Origin of the sequence: Kitasatospora sp. NPDC057692 (genome assembly GCF_042799475.1) — a bacterium.
Taxonomy (GTDB): domain Bacteria; phylum Actinomycetota; class Actinomycetes; order Streptomycetales; family Streptomycetaceae; genus Kitasatospora.
In genome coordinates, this window is sequence record NZ_JBHVIV010000136.1 from 1 (window position 1) to 15,965 (window position 15,965).

The 15,965-nt window shown below is 70.4% G+C and carries 17 protein-coding genes and 1 pseudogene; 11 read left to right on the plus strand and 7 right to left on the minus strand.

What is annotated here, in order from left to right; translation table 11 throughout:
* Positions 1-28 precede the first annotated feature (28 nt).
* Complete coding sequence (locus ACFVFS_RS38520) at positions 29-445, minus strand: hypothetical protein (protein WP_380629678.1); 417 nt, start codon at positions 443-445, stop codon at positions 29-31.
* A gap of 225 nt (positions 446-670) precedes the next feature.
* Between ACFVFS_RS38520 and ACFVFS_RS38525 the strand changes: the two genes are divergently transcribed.
* The 5 genes from ACFVFS_RS38525 (at position 671) to ACFVFS_RS38545 (ending at position 5,099) form a co-directional block, all read left to right on the plus strand.
* Entirely contained in the window at positions 671-1,483 is an 813-nt protein-coding gene (locus ACFVFS_RS38525; protein ID WP_380629679.1) for a hypothetical protein, read from the plus strand.
* 115 nt (positions 1,484-1,598) lie between these two features.
* Complete coding sequence (locus ACFVFS_RS38530) at positions 1,599-2,381, plus strand: DUF5677 domain-containing protein (protein ID WP_380629681.1); 783 nt, start codon at positions 1,599-1,601, stop codon at positions 2,379-2,381.
* Between the two features lie 552 nt (positions 2,382-2,933).
* Positions 2,934-3,353, plus strand: a complete 420-nt coding sequence (locus ACFVFS_RS38535) for a hypothetical protein (protein WP_380629682.1) — start codon at positions 2,934-2,936, stop codon at positions 3,351-3,353.
* A gap of 37 nt (positions 3,354-3,390) precedes the next feature.
* On the plus strand, positions 3,391-4,611 hold the full coding sequence (locus ACFVFS_RS38540; protein WP_380629683.1) for a hypothetical protein: 1,221 nt from the start codon (positions 3,391-3,393) through the stop codon (positions 4,609-4,611).
* A gap of 131 nt (positions 4,612-4,742) precedes the next feature.
* Positions 4,743-5,099 (plus strand): hypothetical protein, encoded by a 357-nt coding sequence (locus ACFVFS_RS38545; protein WP_380629684.1) that lies wholly within the window; start codon positions 4,743-4,745, stop codon positions 5,097-5,099.
* A 732-nt stretch (positions 5,100-5,831) separates the two neighbouring features.
* On the opposite strand, the gene ACFVFS_RS38550 is transcribed toward ACFVFS_RS38545, so the two are convergent.
* On the minus strand, positions 5,832-6,125 hold the full coding sequence (locus tag ACFVFS_RS38550) for a hypothetical protein (protein WP_380629685.1): 294 nt from the start codon (positions 6,123-6,125) through the stop codon (positions 5,832-5,834).
* Between the two features lie 302 nt (positions 6,126-6,427).
* Between ACFVFS_RS38550 and ACFVFS_RS38555 the strand changes: the two genes are divergently transcribed.
* Positions 6,428-7,921 (plus strand): glucose/sorbosone family PQQ-dependent dehydrogenase, encoded by a 1,494-nt coding sequence (locus tag ACFVFS_RS38555; protein WP_380629686.1) that lies wholly within the window; start codon positions 6,428-6,430, stop codon positions 7,919-7,921.
* Between the two features lie 371 nt (positions 7,922-8,292).
* On the opposite strand, the gene ACFVFS_RS38560 is transcribed toward ACFVFS_RS38555, so the two are convergent.
* Positions 8,293-8,421, minus strand: a complete 129-nt coding sequence (locus tag ACFVFS_RS38560; protein ID WP_380629687.1) for a hypothetical protein — start codon at positions 8,419-8,421, stop codon at positions 8,293-8,295.
* Between the two features lie 311 nt (positions 8,422-8,732).
* Between ACFVFS_RS38560 and ACFVFS_RS38565 the strand changes: the two genes are divergently transcribed.
* Positions 8,733-8,975, plus strand: coding sequence for a hypothetical protein (locus tag ACFVFS_RS38565; protein WP_380629688.1), 243 nt, complete (start codon positions 8,733-8,735; stop codon positions 8,973-8,975).
* A 269-nt stretch (positions 8,976-9,244) separates the two neighbouring features.
* Here ACFVFS_RS38565 and pqqE read toward each other — a convergent pair whose 3' ends face one another.
* From pqqE to pqqA, 4 genes are all read right to left on the minus strand, one after another.
* Positions 9,245-10,366: a pyrroloquinoline quinone biosynthesis protein PqqE gene (gene pqqE, locus ACFVFS_RS38570; RefSeq protein ID WP_380629689.1), complete on the minus strand. Its 1,122-nt coding sequence runs from the start codon at positions 10,364-10,366 to the stop codon at positions 9,245-9,247.
* Entirely contained in the window at positions 10,363-10,653 is a 291-nt protein-coding gene (pqqD, locus tag ACFVFS_RS38575; protein ID WP_380629690.1) for a pyrroloquinoline quinone biosynthesis peptide chaperone PqqD, read from the minus strand. Before pqqD ends, pqqE begins: the two co-directional genes overlap by 4 nt.
* On the minus strand, positions 10,650-11,381 hold the full coding sequence (gene pqqC / locus ACFVFS_RS38580) for a pyrroloquinoline-quinone synthase PqqC (RefSeq protein ID WP_380629691.1): 732 nt from the start codon (positions 11,379-11,381) through the stop codon (positions 10,650-10,652). Before pqqC ends, pqqD begins: the two co-directional genes overlap by 4 nt.
* 427 nt (positions 11,382-11,808) lie before the next feature.
* Positions 11,809-11,940: a pyrroloquinoline quinone precursor peptide PqqA gene (gene pqqA / locus ACFVFS_RS38585; protein ID WP_380629692.1), complete on the minus strand. Its 132-nt coding sequence runs from the start codon at positions 11,938-11,940 to the stop codon at positions 11,809-11,811.
* 464 nt (positions 11,941-12,404) lie between these two features.
* Between pqqA and ACFVFS_RS38590 the strand changes: the two are divergent.
* The 4 genes and pseudogenes from ACFVFS_RS38590 to ACFVFS_RS38605 all read left to right on the plus strand — a co-directional run.
* Positions 12,405-12,584: pseudogene (locus ACFVFS_RS38590) on the plus strand (IS110 family transposase); the annotation flags it as partial.
* A protein-coding gene (locus ACFVFS_RS38595; RefSeq protein ID WP_380629695.1) for an IS5 family transposase occupies positions 12,563-13,287 on the plus strand; the annotation gives its coding sequence in 2 pieces (ribosomal slippage) (positions 12,563-12,836 and positions 12,836-13,287; 726 coding nt in all). The pseudogene ACFVFS_RS38590 and the gene ACFVFS_RS38595, both read left to right, overlap by 22 nt.
* A gap of 180 nt (positions 13,288-13,467) precedes the next feature.
* Positions 13,468-14,052 carry a SigE family RNA polymerase sigma factor gene (locus tag ACFVFS_RS38600; RefSeq protein WP_380629693.1) on the plus strand — a complete coding sequence of 195 codons (585 nt, stop codon included), beginning with the start codon at positions 13,468-13,470 and terminating at the stop codon, positions 14,050-14,052.
* Positions 14,042-15,265 (plus strand): hypothetical protein, encoded by a 1,224-nt coding sequence (locus ACFVFS_RS38605; RefSeq protein WP_380629694.1) that lies wholly within the window; start codon positions 14,042-14,044, stop codon positions 15,263-15,265. The genes ACFVFS_RS38600 and ACFVFS_RS38605 overlap by 11 nt, the downstream gene beginning before the upstream one ends.
* Positions 15,266-15,965 lie beyond the last annotated feature (700 nt).

A 15,965-nucleotide genomic window follows, 5' to 3' on the forward strand; every position in this document is an offset into this window, starting at 1 on the left:
CGTACCGGCTGAGCGGCGCAGCGGGCACTCAGTCCTGCGACGCCTCCTCGATGCCCCGCAGCACGGCCGCGGTGTGTTCCTGTTCGGCGCGGTGCCGTTCGACGCGGTCCCGCGCCCGCTGGACCGCGTCCGGGTTGCTCGCGGCACCCGCGTCCATCACCGTGGTGGCACCGTTGCCGAGGTCGACGATGTGGTGGTCCATCTTGCCCGTGGCCGCGATCGCCAGGAGAGCCAGGAGTTCGTTCTTGACCTCGCGGGTGAGATGGACCTCGTCTTCGTCGGAGACGTCGACGCGTCCCTCCCGAGCGGGCCCGGAGAGGCTGGTGAGGGCGCCGTCGAGGAGCGTGCCGAGGATGCGGAACTGGTCGGGATCCATGCGCAGGCGCAGCGTGTCGAGGTAGAGGCGAACCTGCTCAGCCGGGCTGGGTGCGGTGGCGTCGTCCATCGGGTCATCCTGTCAGCCGTCCCCGCCTGTTCCCAGAGTCCGGATCGCGCTGTCGGCTGCACCTGCTCTATGCCGGCACGTCGACCTCCACGGGCCGGGCACCTCGCGGTGAAGACCTCGGGCGGTCGGGCCCGTACACGGCCCGACCGCCCGAAATTCTCCCCGCCGACGGTCGGCAGGCGCCAGAATCACTCCACGATCGGGAAAGCGACGGGATGGCGCGGCATGGACGAGTTGCGGTTCGGCGGGGAAGTCGGGACGTTCGCGGTGGATGTCGGCGAGAACAGCCTGATGATTCTCAAGGCGGCGGGGACACACTGCTTCCAGCTCCAGTTGGCGGTCCACATCCCGCAGTCGGAGCAGGCCGGTCGCCTGATCGTGCTGGAGACGGACTTGTTCGCACCCCAGGAACCCAGGCCGAAGGCCTGGCTCGGTTCGGCCACCCACTCCCTGGCGTTCGTGCCTGGGGGCATGGAGCGGCCGATCCTGCGCTTCCTGTTGACCAGCGCTCAGGTCCTGGCGCTGGAGGCCCAGCGCAACGGCGACCTCCACCTGGAGCTCCAGGTCCGCGGCGTCCTGCCGCAGGCCACCGGGTACCCGGGTGGCAGCCAGGCCGTCCTGCACATCAGCGTCGCCGAGAGCCGCTGGCGCCAGCAGTTGGAGAACCTGGGCCCCGCGCTCGCCTTCGAGCAGTCCATCCCGTTCCCCGCCGGCGACGGGCCCCGCCAGGAGGCCGTCGACTACCTGCGCTCGGCACAGCGCCGACTGGGCGGCAACGACATCGACGGCGCGATCCTCGACGCCAGGCGCGCCCTGGAGTACGTCGAGGAGAACAGCGGCTGGCACTGGCCCGGGCAGAGCAAGAGCAAGGAGCAGCGCACTCAGGACGAGCGCTGGGCCTGGATCCGCTCCGCCCTCGCGGACCAGGCCAGCGGTGCCCTCCACAAGGACACTGTCACGAAGACGTTCACCTATACGCGGGCCGAGGCCGAGGTGCTGATCGCCATGGCCACGGCGCTGCTACGCCTTGTCCCCTGACTCCTGGTAGTGGCCGCGACGTCAATCGTCTTCGTCGTCGGCTGACGGGCGCGGCGGCGAAGGGCGGTCGGAAATTGCCTCGTGAGGGCGAGCCTGAGCGCCCTAGGCTCCTTGTATGGCCTACAAGTTCGGCGAGAACCCCGCCTCCGTCAAGCGTTCCCGCATCGTCACCAAACTCCTCATCGACGAGGCGCGGAAGGTGACGGCGTCCTCCCCTCGGGTCCTGCGGGAGGACGCCGACTATGCGCATCAGTTGCTCGGGTGGTGGACGTTCGCGAACCGCCAGGCCGATCTCCTGATGTGCGCCTACGACTCCGGATTCACTGTGGAGGCAGCCGGCCAGATGCGCAGCCTCATCGAGCACACCCATTTCATGGAGTGGCTCGCCGAGCACAAGACCGAGGGCCTGCGGGCGCTTGAGGCCGCCGAGTTCGACCGACGCAAGAAGCTGATTGAGAACCTTCAGCGGATCGGCTGGGAGATCCCGGACGACATCCAGGTCGGACAGGCGCCGACCTTCGACTTCCCCGACGCGGCGGCGGAGGCACGCCATCGAACGCTCAAGGGACAGGCCACCAACGTCGCCACCCTCGTCGAGGCCCGAAGCCTCCGCAACCTCTACCCGGTCTACCGCTACCTGTCCTCCCACTCGCACGCCTCTCTACAGACGGGTGAGGCGTTTGTCGATCGGGACCACGCGGAGCAGCGGGCGCTGTACGCGACCGGCAAGGTCACGGTCGACGCCAACCGGGTGTGGATACCGGTCTGCCTCTACCTCGCAGGCAAGGCGATCAGCCAGTTCCTGGTCGGCGACCCGATGAAGAAGCACCTGGAGAAGGCGGCCATGGATGTCGGCTTCGGGCCGCTGCTCTCTGAGCGGATGCCCGTGCCGGTCTGATTCAGCGCCGTCCCCCGGGCCGACGCCGGGCTGTCCATTCGAGCTCATGCCTGCCCTGCGGGCCCTTTACCGCGGGTAGCGCTCTTGGTTTTGGCTGGAGCCGGGCTGGCTGGCCGTCGGCGGACACCGCGATCAGCTGGGAGCGGGTCAGGTCGGTCGCGAAGGCGCGGCGCTGGGCGGTGGTCCAGATGTCGGCTCCGACTGGCGGGGAGCATTCCGAACATGAGGTATCCCCTGGCGGGGATCACGGGGTCTGGCCTATCGGTGACCGGCGGATGCCTGGTGTGCCGTCACCGAGTGGTCGGTGGTGCCGTCGACGTCGATGTGAACCGTGGCGGACTCGGGCCGTGGCGAATGCTCGGAGCGCGGGAGCGCGGCTCGGGCAACGGTCTGTGCACCGATGCGCCTCTTGTTGTGCTCATTGTCATGAGGGAACTTGAGGAACGGGAGAGTTGTCTCTGGAGAGGGGTTGGTGGCCATGGCAGACTCCGGGAAGCCGATGCCGGGCGAGCTGATGACGCGCGAGTACGTGGCGTCGCCCAGCGCGCCGGCGTGTCCGCCACGTTCCTCTACGAGAACGTGGAAGCCCGGGCGCCGGTGGCGAACGTGGTCATCGACAGCCGCAGCCGCCACGACCGTCAGGCCCAGCAGCAGCACGACCAGGTCGAGGCGACCTGGCGCGAGCGCGCGCTGAACGCCGAGGCCGCGCTCGGCCGGACCCAGAAGGAGGTCCTCACCCAGCAGCAGCGGATCGGCGAGCTCATGGTCCAGATCCGCGACTTCGACCAGATGATCCCCGGCGAGTCCGTCCAGGCCCTGACCACCGAGAACACCAACCTCAAGCACCGCGTTCAGCAACTCACCCGCGAACACCGCACCCTCCAGGAACGGCTTGAGGGTGCGCGGTCCAATCTTCGCTTCGCGGAGAAGCGCATCGGTGATCTTGAGGTCCAGCTGCTTGAGGCGCAATAGCTCACGTGATGTCGGCGGCGTCCGGCACACTCTCGTCATGAATGGATTCAGCCGCCTGTTCAGCAACGGCGACCTCGACAACAGCCTCCGCCAGAGGCTGGGGCAGATCAGCAACAAGATCGCCGGAATCAACGAGGACGCCCTGCTCACGCGACCCGAGGCAGACCTGATCGAACAGCTCTTCGAAGACTTTCGCGTTGAGGCGCCTGTCCTGGACCGAGCCAGCATCGTCGCCGAGCCAGCGGCCGAGGGCTACAGCACGGCTATGCAGTTCGGCGAGCAAGTTCGGATCAAGCAGACCGTTGTCACCATCTCGGTCCCTTGTACGGGTGAGCGCAACGTCTTCACTCTGAAGCCGAACACCTGGACCACCGTGTTCCCGACCGCCACGGTCACCGACAGTGAGCTTCGGATCAGCTGGAGCGGCCAGTCCGCAGATGGGGCCGCCATCCAGCAGGCGCTGAACTCCCAGCTGGACACGATCGAGCGATGGCTGGGCTGGGCGTCCGCGCAGATCACGGCTTTCAACAGCCAGGCTATGTCGATCATCATCGCTGAGGTTAAAGCCAGGAAGAACACCATCCTGGCTAACCGGAACCTGGACGCAGCCATTGGATTTCCGATCCGGAAGCGTCCTGACGCCTCGACCTACGCGATTCCGGTGACCCGCAAGAAGATCGACCTGGGGTCCAGGCGGGTCGCCAACGTTCCGTTCAAACCCGAGCCTGCCCTCGCTGACGCCCACTACGAAGAGGTCCTGAGGATCCTCCATCACTCCCGGAACCAGCTGGAGCGTTCCCCCTCGATGCACCAGCATCTCGACGAGCAGGGAATCCGAGATCTTCTGCTGCTGAACCTCAACGGGCAGTTGGAGGGTGCCGCTGCTGGCGAGGTGTTCAATGGCAAAGGCAAGACCGACATCCTCATCCGGGTCGACGACCGCCACGTCTTCATCGGCGAGTGCAAGTTTTGGAAGGGCCCCAAGACGATCACTGACACCCTGGATCAGCTCCTCAGCTACCTCGTCTGGCGGGACACAAAAGCGGCTCTGCTGCTGTTCGTCCGCCAAGGCAACCTGTCGGACATCATCCCGAAGGCCCTGGTGAAGTTCCGCGAGCACCCCAACTTCAAGCGCGAAGCAGTCCATGCAACCGAGTTCGGTGAGCGCTATAACTTCGTGTTCCACGCCAACGACGACCAGTCTCGGGAGATCAAGCTCGCGTTCTTGCCCTTCACTCTCACCCCGCCAGCGTCGTGATCACCCACAATCGCGCTCGCTCGTGAGGACGAGGCGGACAGTCACGCGACGCAAAGCAGCAGCTCGCAGTCCATCTGGATGTTGCAGCAGTCGATAAACTCGACGATCACCCCGGCGAGCACACCGCCGAGGTGATCACCGCGCTCGCCGCCGTCCCGGTCGGCGTTGCGCCGCGCGCCCTGGACCGGCTCGCCGCCCACCTGCGCCGCACCGGCACCGTCCTGCTCACCCCCGGCCCCTGGCCCGGCGCCCAGCTGCGCCTGGAGGTGACGGCGAGCCGGTGGGGCGGACTGGGAGACGGGTGGGGGAAGCTCACCGGACGGCGGGCACGGGTGACGGTCACCGGGCGCGGGTCGGCAGCCCGTTCCCGCAGCGCGGAGCTGTGGCTGCCGGCCGCGGACGGAACCGTCACCGCCGCCGCGCCTGATGCCGCAGCCCTCGCCGAAGGCCCGGCGTCCGGGCCGGATCGCGCCGCCGCCTTCGGGTAGTCGCCCGGCTCGGGAACCCCCGGGGCAGCGACCGCCGCCGGGCTGCGGCACGGCGGTCGGTCGGTGCCCCGGAAGTTCTGCCGGCCGGTGGCGGGCGGGAGCGGTCCGGGTGGTCAGCGTGCGAGGACGACGGTGATCGGGACGTCCTCGCAGCCGGCGGCGATGCGGTGGAGGGCGGCGAGCTCGGCGGGGTCGACTGACAGGCGCCAGCGGGTCTTCACCGCGACCCAGTCCTCGGTGTAGCGGCACTGACAGCCGGCGGTCGGCAGCCACTCGGCGACGTCCTTGTCGGCCTTCTGCCTGTTCGAGCGGGCGGTGACGGCGATCAGGGTCCTCGGGTCGGACAGGTCGTTGGCGTACTGCTCGCGCTCCTTCGCCGTCCAGCTGTAGCCGCCGACTGGCGGGGAGCGTCATTTCGAACGTGCCATATTCCTCGGGCTGGGGCCTCAGTGGCAGCCCCTTGCCCTCCTACGGATCGTGTCCTTCGAGCCAGCTGACCACGTCCAATAGCGGCTGCAGGACTGGGCCGAAGAGGTCGTCGGGGTTTGGGCGAGGGGGTGGCGGATGGCGACGGCTTCCTCGGTGGCGGTCAGGCCCTCCGCGTGCCGACCCGTCCCGCTCAGCCAGGCGGAGAGGTTCTTGAGGGTGCTGGCGAGGTCGGGCAGGTGGGCGTCGGGGGTTGGTTTCGGCGAGGGATCGGTAGGACCACCGAGCCGCGGACCCGGCGGACGCCTACCCGAGACCGGACTTTCGGACCTCGGCCAGCCGCGCGGTGTCCTCGCCGAGCGCGCGCAGGATGAAGTAGGCGCGTTCACCGGACCCGAGTGTGCTCTCGGCTGCCAACTCCTGGTAGAAGAGCGGGATTTCGCGCCGCACGGCGTCGCGGCACTCCTCGTCGATGTCGCGGTGGCCGCTTGTCTCGGCGGTGAACTTGGCCTCGCCGTGCACACGGGCCATCAGCAGGTCGAACACCCGGTAGCGGGTCGGGCCCGACAGCCGCTCGTGCTCCAGGGCGAGGAGGAGCATCGAGGCCAACGGCAGCGAGGCCTCGGAGATGAACCCCTGGGACTCGACGTCACCAGACAGCCCGTCCCCCGATGCCTCCTCGGGAGTCCGCGCGGCCTTGAGCCGTACGAAGTGCTCCGGGACGTGGTGGGCTCCCCGGGGGCAGCAGCAACCGATCCGGGCCCAGTCGTGACGAGCCGCCTCCTGCTGCCAGGGGGCCTCAGGATCGGCATCGGGGCGGTCACTCGACCGGAGGTGCCGAGAGTGACACGTCGCGTACAGACGGTGAGGCTTGCTGCGGGGGAATCGAAAGGAGCATTTCCATGCGTCGAATAGTCATCGCGCTGGCCGCCGTCCCGGCGGCTGCGGTCCTCAGCATCGCGCAGCCCGGCATCCTCACGGCGACCGCCGGTGGCCCTCCCGGCCCCGCGGGCGGCTCGGCCCACAGCCCCGCAGGTGGTCACACCTCCGGTGGCGGCCACGGTACTACCACGCTGGACGGTTTCACCAAGCGGGTCGTGACCAGGGGCCTCGGCAACCCCTACGAGATCGTGTGGGGGCCCGACGGCTTCCTGTGGGTGACGGAGAAGAGCGGCGAGAAGGTCACTCGCGTCAATCCGAAGACCGGCGCCAAGAGCACCGCCCTCGACCTGGTGGACCATGCCTGGCACACCGAGGGCGGCCAGGACGGGGTCCTGGGCCTCGCCCTTCACCCCGACCTGCTGAAGGACAAGGGGCACGACTACGTCTACGTGTCCTACACCTACGACTCCAACCCCTCCGAAGCCGAGGTCGACCAGCGGCTGCGCATCGACCGCTACACCTACGACTCCGAGAGCGGCACCCTCGGCGAGCCGAAGAACCTGATCGCCGGTCTCCCCTCCGGCACCGACCACCAGAGCGCCCGTCTGCGCTTCGGGCCGGACGGCAAGCTCTACTACACGATCGGCGACCAGGGCGCCAACCAGCTCCAGCACTACTGCGAGCCCAACCGCGCCCAGTGGCTGCCCACCGAGGATCAGATCACGGCCAAGGACTGGATCGCCTACCGCGGCAAGACCCTGCGTCTGGAGCCCGAGGACGGCTCGATCCCCGCCGACAACCCGGTCCTCGGCGGAGTCCGCAGCCACGTGTGGGCCTACGGCTTCCGCAACGCCCAGGGCCTGGACTTCGGCCCCGACGGAACCCTGTACAACACCGACCAGGGGCCCAAGACCGACGACGAGGTCAACATCATCACCAAGGGCGCCAACTACGGCTGGCCCTACGTCGCCGGCTACCGCGACGACAAGGCGTACGCCTTCCACCCGTGGTCGGCCTCCGCCCCCACCCCGTGCGCCGACCTCACCTACAGCGACCTTGAGGTCCCCCCGACCGTGCCCACCCAGAAGGAGAGCGACTGGAAGGGCGACTTCACGCCGCCCGTCGGCACCTTCAGCACGGTCGACAACGGCTACAACTTCGCCGACCCCAAGTGCGGCGACCTGGCGTTCATCTGCTGGCCGACCGTGGCGAACTCCAGCATCACCCACTACCCGGCCACCGGCGGCATCACCCAGTTCCGGGACTCGTTGCTCATGACGACCCTCAAGGACGGCTCCGTCTACCAGCTTGAGCTGAGCCCCGACAAGAAGACGGTCGCCAAGAGCACCAGGCTCTGGACCGCGCAGAACCGCTACCGCGACATCGCGCTCAGCCCCGACGGCACGTCCGTCTACGTCGCCACCGACTCCGAAGGCCCGGTCCGTGACCGCGACGGCGCCCCCACGACCACGCTCGACAACCCCGGGAGCATCCTCGTCTTCCGACTGAAGTGAGCCACGCGCCGCCCTGACCCTCATCGTCCGGGCGGCGCCTGCCGCGACCCGCGCCGGTGTTCGGCGCGGCCCGTCCGAGCATCCGGCAGCCCCACTCCGCGCCCAGGCCGCAGGTCCGCCGAGGGCGCGGAAGTGCCGTGTCCTCGGCCCCTGCCGCCTCACCGTTCACCGGCCCGGCGGACTGCCCTGGTTCGACGGCGGGATCTCCGCCACCCGCGAGTGGCGCCGGTCCGTCCGCGACCACCGGGCCCTGATCATGATCACCGGAGGGTTCACCGGCATCCTCGCCTTCCCCGCCGCGGGCCAACTGTTCGTCCTGGCCACCCCCGCCCGGCTCGACAGCTGACTCTGAACAGGGCGGTCGCGGCTGGTCAGCCCCACCACTGCGAAGACGATTCCGCTCGAAGACGGCGCTGCCGTTGTTCCTCGCTCGCCGCCTCCGCCTTCTCCGACTCGGACAGGGTGTTCACGGCCCCGGCCGCGACCTCGGCCAGCAGCACCAGGTCAGCGAGCGCCGCCGGGGCGCCCTGCCGGTCGCCCTCGCTCCAGGCCGGAGGACGGCCTCCACCTGCGGCCCGAGCGCGGCGAGCTTCTCCTCCGCGATCCCGGACACCGGGTGGTCATCAGACGTCGCCACCTCCCCATGATCCGCCCGCCCCAGCCCTCAACCAAGATCATTCGAGGGTCGAGGATCGCAAACAACGTCTCACCCTCACGCCCTTGCCCAGCCGTCCCGGCCGGACCCTGACATCCGTGTCAGCACGATCGGCCCCTGTCGACGAACGAACTCCGTTCCCCCACCTGTCCGGCGGTGCCGCTCGCAGACCCGTCCCCGCTGCCCCGGCCGGCGCTGCCGGCCCTGAGCACCGCCGGATTCGTCACCGTGATGACCGAGGCCCTGCCGACCGGTGTCCTGCCCGCGATGAGCACGGACCTCGGCGTCAGCCGGTCAGGCGCCGGACAGTCCGTCACGCTCCACGCCGCCGGCTCACTCACGGCCGCCATCCCGCTGACCACCGCCACGGCCGGCAACCGCGTCCCGGGCCGTCGATGACCTCGTTCGCGTGACGACCACGCGGGCATGCGGGTTGCCTGCACGCCGAACTGTCGCCGCGGCCGGCGGCCGAAGCCGTGCACTTCCAGGAAGAACATCGGCCGCGGTCCCGGTCGGCGACACCACCGCCCGGGGGGTTACGCCGCTTCCGCGCGACCGTGTCCGTGTCCGTGCGGGTCAGGCCCCGAATGCGCTGCTCCGTGCTGCGGCACGGGATCGAGTCCGGGTGTGGTCGGCGGCCGTGTCGTCTCTGGTGCGGTGGTTCCTGGTCACCAAGCAGTTTCGGGGAGTTGTGGTGTGGGGTGGCCGGGCCGGCGGTGGACCCACGGCTGGGTGGGTGGGTCGTTCTCGGCGCGTTCGACCAGCGAGCGGACGAGGTCGTGGTCGGGGGAGAGCCGGCAGACGGGGTCGGTGCGGGCGGCGTCGCCGGTGAGGGCGTACGCCTGGCAGCGGCAGCCGCCGAAGTCCTCGTCGCGGCGCTCGCAGCTGCGGCAGGGCTCGGCCATCCAGTCGGTGCCGCGGTAGCGGTTGAAGGCCGGGGAGTGGTGCCAGATCCAGTCCAGTGTGCGGTCACGGACGTTGGGCGGGTCGAGGCCGGGCAGGCGGGCCGCCGCCGGGCAGGGCAGGACGGTGCCCTCGGGCGTGACGGTGAGGGAGACGGCCCCCCATCCGCCCATGCAGGGTTTCGCGACGCCGTCGAAGTGGTCGGGGACGACCCAGACCAGCTCCGGGCGCCCGCTCAGCGCGGCCCGGCGGCGAGCGACGGTCTCCCGGGCACGGGCGAGCTGGCCGGGCGTGGGCAGCAGCGCGTCACGGTTGAGCAGGCCCCAGCCGTAGAACTGGGTGTTGGCCAGCTCGATCCGGTCCACGCCCCAGGCCACGCCCAGATCGACGAGCGCGTCGAGCGCGTCGAGGTTCTCGCGGTGCAGGACGATGTTGAGGCCCAGCGGCAGTCCCGCCTCGCGGACGAGGGCGGCCGTCCTCTCCTTGGCGGCGAACGACGACGGGCGTCCGGCGATGCGGTCGTTGCCCCGCGGGTCGGCGGCCTGCACGGACAGCTGGACACTGCGCAGCCCGGCGTCGGCCAGGGCCGCGAGCCGGTCCGCGTCGAGGCCGACGCCGCTGGTCACCAGCTGGGTGTAGATCCCGGCGCTCTCGGCCGCGGTGGTGATCTGTTCGAGGTCGGGGCGTAGCAGTGGCTCGCCGCCTGACAGGTGGGTGTGGACGACGCCGAGTTCGGCGGCCTGGTGCATGACGTCGGTCCACTGGGCGGTGGGCAGTTCGCGGGAGCGGCGGGTCAGTTCCAGGGGGTTGGAGCAGTAGGGGCAGTGGAGTGGGCAGGCGTGGGTGAGTTCGGCCAGCAGGGCCCAGGGGCGGGCGGGGGTGCTCATCGCAGGCATCCTTCCCGGCGCAGGCCGTCGAGGAAGGCGGGGACGTCGTGGGCGATCGGTGCGCGGGGGAAGCGGTCGGTCAGTTCCTCGACGATGGTCTCGACGGTGCGGGTGCCGTCGCACAGGGCGACCACGGCTGTGGCGTGGCCGTGCAGGACGATGACGCGTTCGGGCAGGATCAGCAGGTGGGCACCGCGTCGGGGATCGTGGCGCAGGACCGCGGCGGGGCTCAGGGCGGGGTGCCAGGGGGCGGCCGGTGCGGTGTTCGTGCGGGGGCGCGTGCTCATGGCCGCTCCACGGGTGCGGCGGTGTGCACGGCGTCCAGCAGTGTCCACAGGACGTCGCACTTGAAGGTGAGCGCGGCCAGCGCGTGTTCCTGTTCGGCGCGGGTGCGGGCCCATTGCAGGACCAGGGTGAGCGCCTCGGAACTGTCACGCCGTCTCTGGTGGACGCGGCCGCGGAAGTAGGCGAGGCCTTCGTGTTCGATCCACCGGCAGTGGCGTTTGAAGGCGTCGATACGGGTGCGCATGAGGTCCGGGGCGGCCAGTTCGGTGAGGGAGGCCGCCACGGCCTCCAGCGGTGTGCGCAGCCGGAAGAAGTTGACGTATCCCTCCACCGCGAGCCGTACGCCGGGCAGGACCGCCTGTCCGCTCAGCAGGGTGGCGCGGTCCAGGCCGGCCGCCTCTCCCAGCCGCAGCCACCGCTCGATTCCGCCCTGGCCCTCCTGCCGCCCGTCGTGGTCCTCGATGCGGCGCATCCACACCCGTCGCAGCCGCGGGGAGTCCAGCTTGGCGAGGATCAGGGCCTCCTTGACCGGGATGTGGCGCTGGTAGTGGAAGCGGTTGGTGATCCAGCGGCGCAGTTCCCCGGGACCCAGGTCGCCGTTGTGCATGCGGACGTTGAACGGGTGGCGGTCGTGGTAGCGGTCTTGTGCCGTCTCGCGCAGGCGGGCTTCGAACTGCTCCCGGCTCCAGGGCTGCGTGGGCCCGGCGGGCGGTGTGGTTTCGGTCGTCACGGCTGGATCACCAGGTTTCGTCGTGCACCCCTTCCGGGCCCGGCCGCGCGAGCCTATTTTGTGCTGCGGGGCGGCGGGTTCACGGGCGGGTTCGTGTGGTTGAGGTGGGTGTGCACACGGCGGGCGGCCGGCGGGGGAGGAGCGTGGCGGTGCCGTGCCCTCTGGGGCCATCCACCGGCAGATGCCCCGTGCCGGTGGCCGCGCGGGCGCGGACGCCGGCCCGGCGGGGTTCCCCATGACGCCCCGTGCCTGTTCGTCCGGTTCCTGGTCCGCACCGGCGGCCCTCGTCGGTCCGGACGGCCGGTGAGGCGTGGCGGCGCCCGTGCGGGTGAGCGCGTGCCCCGGGGCATCCGGGGCACGCGCCGTTCCACTGAGGGATTCCGCCACCCGCCGTGGTGCCGGGCACCTGCGGCGCCATGGCGGCGGGCTACCGGGTCGACAGGGAGTAGGCGGTGACCTCAAGTGCGGTCTCGACGACCACGAACTCGGGTGTCTGCCAGTCGCTCTCCTCCACGGGACGCGGCGGGACCTGCTCGATTCGCTCGGTGTGGTCGGCCATGAGGCGTACCTCGCTCTTCGCTCAGACGGCCGGGAAGGCCGTGTCGACCGGCTCCTCCCTCAGGGATCAGGAGAGAGGGTCCAGGAGGTCGGGGAAGGCTCTCCGGCCTCCCTTGGAGTTTCGGCGGCGCCCGTTCGGCACGCCACCGGTGTTCACCCGATCGGAGCGCGGCGTCGGACGGGATACGCGGCATCACCGCCTCGTGGCGATCGGCACCGTGTGCTCACGCCCTGTTCGGCGGGCACGCCACCCCATCAGCGATCACGGCCTTTCGGCCGACCAGTAGGGGCACGGTCTGACGTCAGAGCTCGCAGTGGTTCCGGCGGGGAAAGCGCTCACCTGCTGGCGGCTACGGCACCGAGTCTCTACGACCGTGTCTTGCGCAGGCTGCACGACCGGGAGTACGCGATGGGGAGGAAGAGTTGTTACTGATCGGCGACGACTGGGCCGAGGACCACCACGACGTGGAGGTCCAGGACGCCACCGGCCGCAGGCTCGCGACCGCGAGGCTGCCCGAGGGCGCGGAGGGGATTACCAGGCTCCACGAGCTCGTGGCCAAGCACGCCGGCGAGGACCCCGATCCCGCCGACGTGATCGTCGGGATCGAGACGGACCGCGGCACCTGGGTTCAGGCCCTGCTCGCCGCCGGCTACCAGGTCTACGCGATCAACCCCAGGCAGGTCGCGCGCTTCAAGGAGCGATACGGCACACATCCGGCCCCTGCTTCGGCCCGTCCGGGCCTACTGCCCACAGGCGCTTCACCGAGTGGAGCAAGGCCAGGGTGTGGGCCAAGCTCCACCGAGTCGTCCTGGACGAACTCGGTTCGCGGGGCGAGCTGGACTGGTCGCGGTGCGCGGTCGACTCGGTGAACATGCGGGCCCTGAAAAGGGGGAGCTGACGGGTCCGAATCCTGTCGATCGGGGCAAGTACGGGTCGAAGATCCACCTGCTCACCGAACGCGCCGGTTTACCTCTGTCGCTCGCGGTCTCCGGGGCCAACGTCCACGACAGCCAGGCCCTGATCCCACTCACCGACGCCATCCCGCCGATCCGCTCCAGGCACGGTCCCCGGCGGCGCAGGCCCGCCAAGCTGCGCGGCGACAAGGCCTACGACCACCGCTTCATCCGCTCCTACCTGCGACGGCGTCAGATCACGGCCCGCATCGCCCGCCGAGGCATCGACTCGTCGGCCCGCCTCGGCCGACACCGCTGGGCGATCGAGCGCACCGTCGCTTGGCTCGGCGGCTTCCGTCGGCTCCACCGCTGCTACGAACGCAAGGGCGACCACTTCGCAGCCTTCGCCAGCACCGCCGCAGCCGTCAGCTGCTTCCGACGACTCACCAAATGAGATGACTTATTCATCCGGCCAACCGCCCTGCGTCGTCGTGCAGGGCCCTGGCGGGCACGCACTCCCAGTGCGGCAGACCAGGGGACCGGGGCCGGGTCCACGAAGCCGACTACGACGACCGGAATTTTTCTCTGACGATCTTCCTGCCACATAACCCGCAGGCCGTGGCGTTACCAAGGTATGGATCAACCTTCGAGTGCGGACACGCCGGTCGAACCCCGGTCACCGGACTTCCCGGGCTTCGTCGCCTCCCGCGGGCGGCAACTGCTGCGCACCGCATTCCTGCTGACCGGCGGTGACGCGTATCTCGCCGAGGACCTCGTCCAGGAGGCACTGGGCCGGATCTTCGTGAAGTGGCGCAGGATCTCCCGGCTGGAGAACCCGAGCGGATACGCGCAGACCGTCCTGGTCAATACCTTCCTCTCCTACCGTAGACGGCGCAGCGCCTCCGAGCGGGTCACCGCCGAATTCCCTGACGTCGCCGTCGACGATCCGGACCCCGCGCTGCGGCTGACGCTGCTGCGGGCACTGGGCCAGATCCCGGCGAAGGACCGGGCCGTACTGGTGCTGCGATTCTGGGAGGACCGCAGTGTCGAGGAGACGGCGGCCACGCTGCGGCTGAGTTCCACCGCCGTCCGCTCGCGCAGCACCCGCGCGCTGACCCGGATGCGCGCCCTGCTCGGCGACGACCTCGACACGGCCGTGCGCCGCACCCCCGCAACGAGCCCCTCCACCCACAAGGCGGTGCTTCGCAATGCCAACTGACGTCGACTTCGAGGGCGATTTCGCCCGCGCCCTGCGTGACGCGGCCGAGCTGGCACCCGAACCGCTCGCCCACGCCCTCACGACCGGTGCCCGGGAGCACGGCCGGCGCGGGCGCCGTCGCCGGCGCACCGCGCTGACGGGCGGCCTCGCCACGGTGGTACTCGTCGCGACGGGTGGCTTCATGGCGCTGGGCCATGGCCCGGGCACCGCCGACCCGGCCGCACCGGACCTGCCGGCCATCTCCAAGGACGAGGTGCTCGCCATGGCCACCGCCCTGCTGCCGCCGGGGAAGATGACGGTGCTGGCCGCTTCGGGCGCGGGCGAGAACGGCCGGCCGGAGCCCGGGAACGGGGTGGGCGCCACGGTGCTGTACGACGACGGTGCCGGGGCGAGCATCCTGCGGTTCGACGCGGAGCGCACGGAGCTGACACCCGAGGCGGGCGCCGTCTGCATGGACGGCTTCACCACACCCCAGGACTCCTGCACCCGGACCGCGCTTCCGGACGGCTCGATCGTGGTGATCGACAAACTGCGGAGCGAGCACACGCCCGGGGGCCGGGAGTGGCGTGCCACCTGGGCGGCTCCGGACGGACGCCGGGTGTCCGTCACCGAGTACAACGGGCAACCGGCCTCCACCAGCCGGGAGAACCCGCCACTGAGCGCCGAACAGCTCACCGTGTTCATCACCGCCCCGGCCTGGGAACGGGCCTTCGCGGCCCTGCCGCCCCGGAAGAACGCTCCCAAGCCGTCGGTGCCCGCCCCCACGACCGGCCCGAGCACGGCCGAGCCGCTCGCCACGCTGGCGTCCCTGCTGCCGTCCGGGGCCACGTCGGCTGTTCCCGAGGGATCGGACAGGGAGAACCTGGTGGTGACACTGGACGGGCGCACCAGCATGGTGCACGTCGTCGTGGAGCCGGCCTCGAAACAGGGCAAGGAGCAGGCGAAGTCCGTCGAGAGAGGACCCACTACCCCGCTGGAGGTGCGCGAGAAGCAGCCCGACGGCACCCTCGTGGTCACCAACCGCTTCGGCAACGGCAAGACCGCGACCGATCCGGTCCTGCATTGGACGGCGGAGGTCTACGCCCCGGACGGCCACCACGTACTAGTCTCCGAGTGGAACGGGGAGAACGGCTTCACGGCCCGCCCCGGCACCCCGGCGCTCAGCCCGGAGCAGCTCAAGGCCATCGCCATCGACTCGGCCTGGCGCTCCTGACACACCCTGGTGGTCGCGGCGGCCCCGCCCGGAGCGGCGTGGACCGGGCCGGCCGACGGCGCGGACGGTGCCGGCGTCCGCGCCGTCGATATCAACGGGTCAGCGCTGTGGCCGACGGCACCGAGGCCCAACGGCGATTCCGCCAGGTGTCGATCGCACCGGCGGGCGAGCGTATCGTCTTCTCCTCCTACGCGACCGACCTCATCTCCGACAACAGGGAGGGGACGACCTGGTCTACGTCCGCGATCTGGCGACGGGGCGGAACCGGCAGTCCGGCGGATACGCGACGGGGCGGCCCATGTCCTCCCGCAGTTCCAGGTCCCTGGAGACCAACCAGCGCGCCGTCCCCGCCGAAGGCCCCGGCGTCCGGGCCGGATCGCGCTGTCGCCCCCGGGTAGTCACCGGGCCTCGGGACGGGTCTTCTCGCAGGCCAGGCAGGTGCCGGGGTGGCGGCGGGCCTGGCGGTAGCAGGTTTTGCAGATCGGGCCGAGCGGCCAGCGCGCGTCCACCGGTGCGCTGGTGGCGCACAGCGCGCACGGTGCTGGCGGCCTCGGGCGGCAGGTGCCGCACGGGTCCATCGGGGCAGGTTTGCCGCAGGCCGAGCGGCCAGCGGGCGCAGACGGGCGCGGTCGTCGGGCACAGCGCGCACGGCTCGGCCGGGCGCGGCCGGCAGGCGAGCGAGGACTTCGGCCCCGGCGAC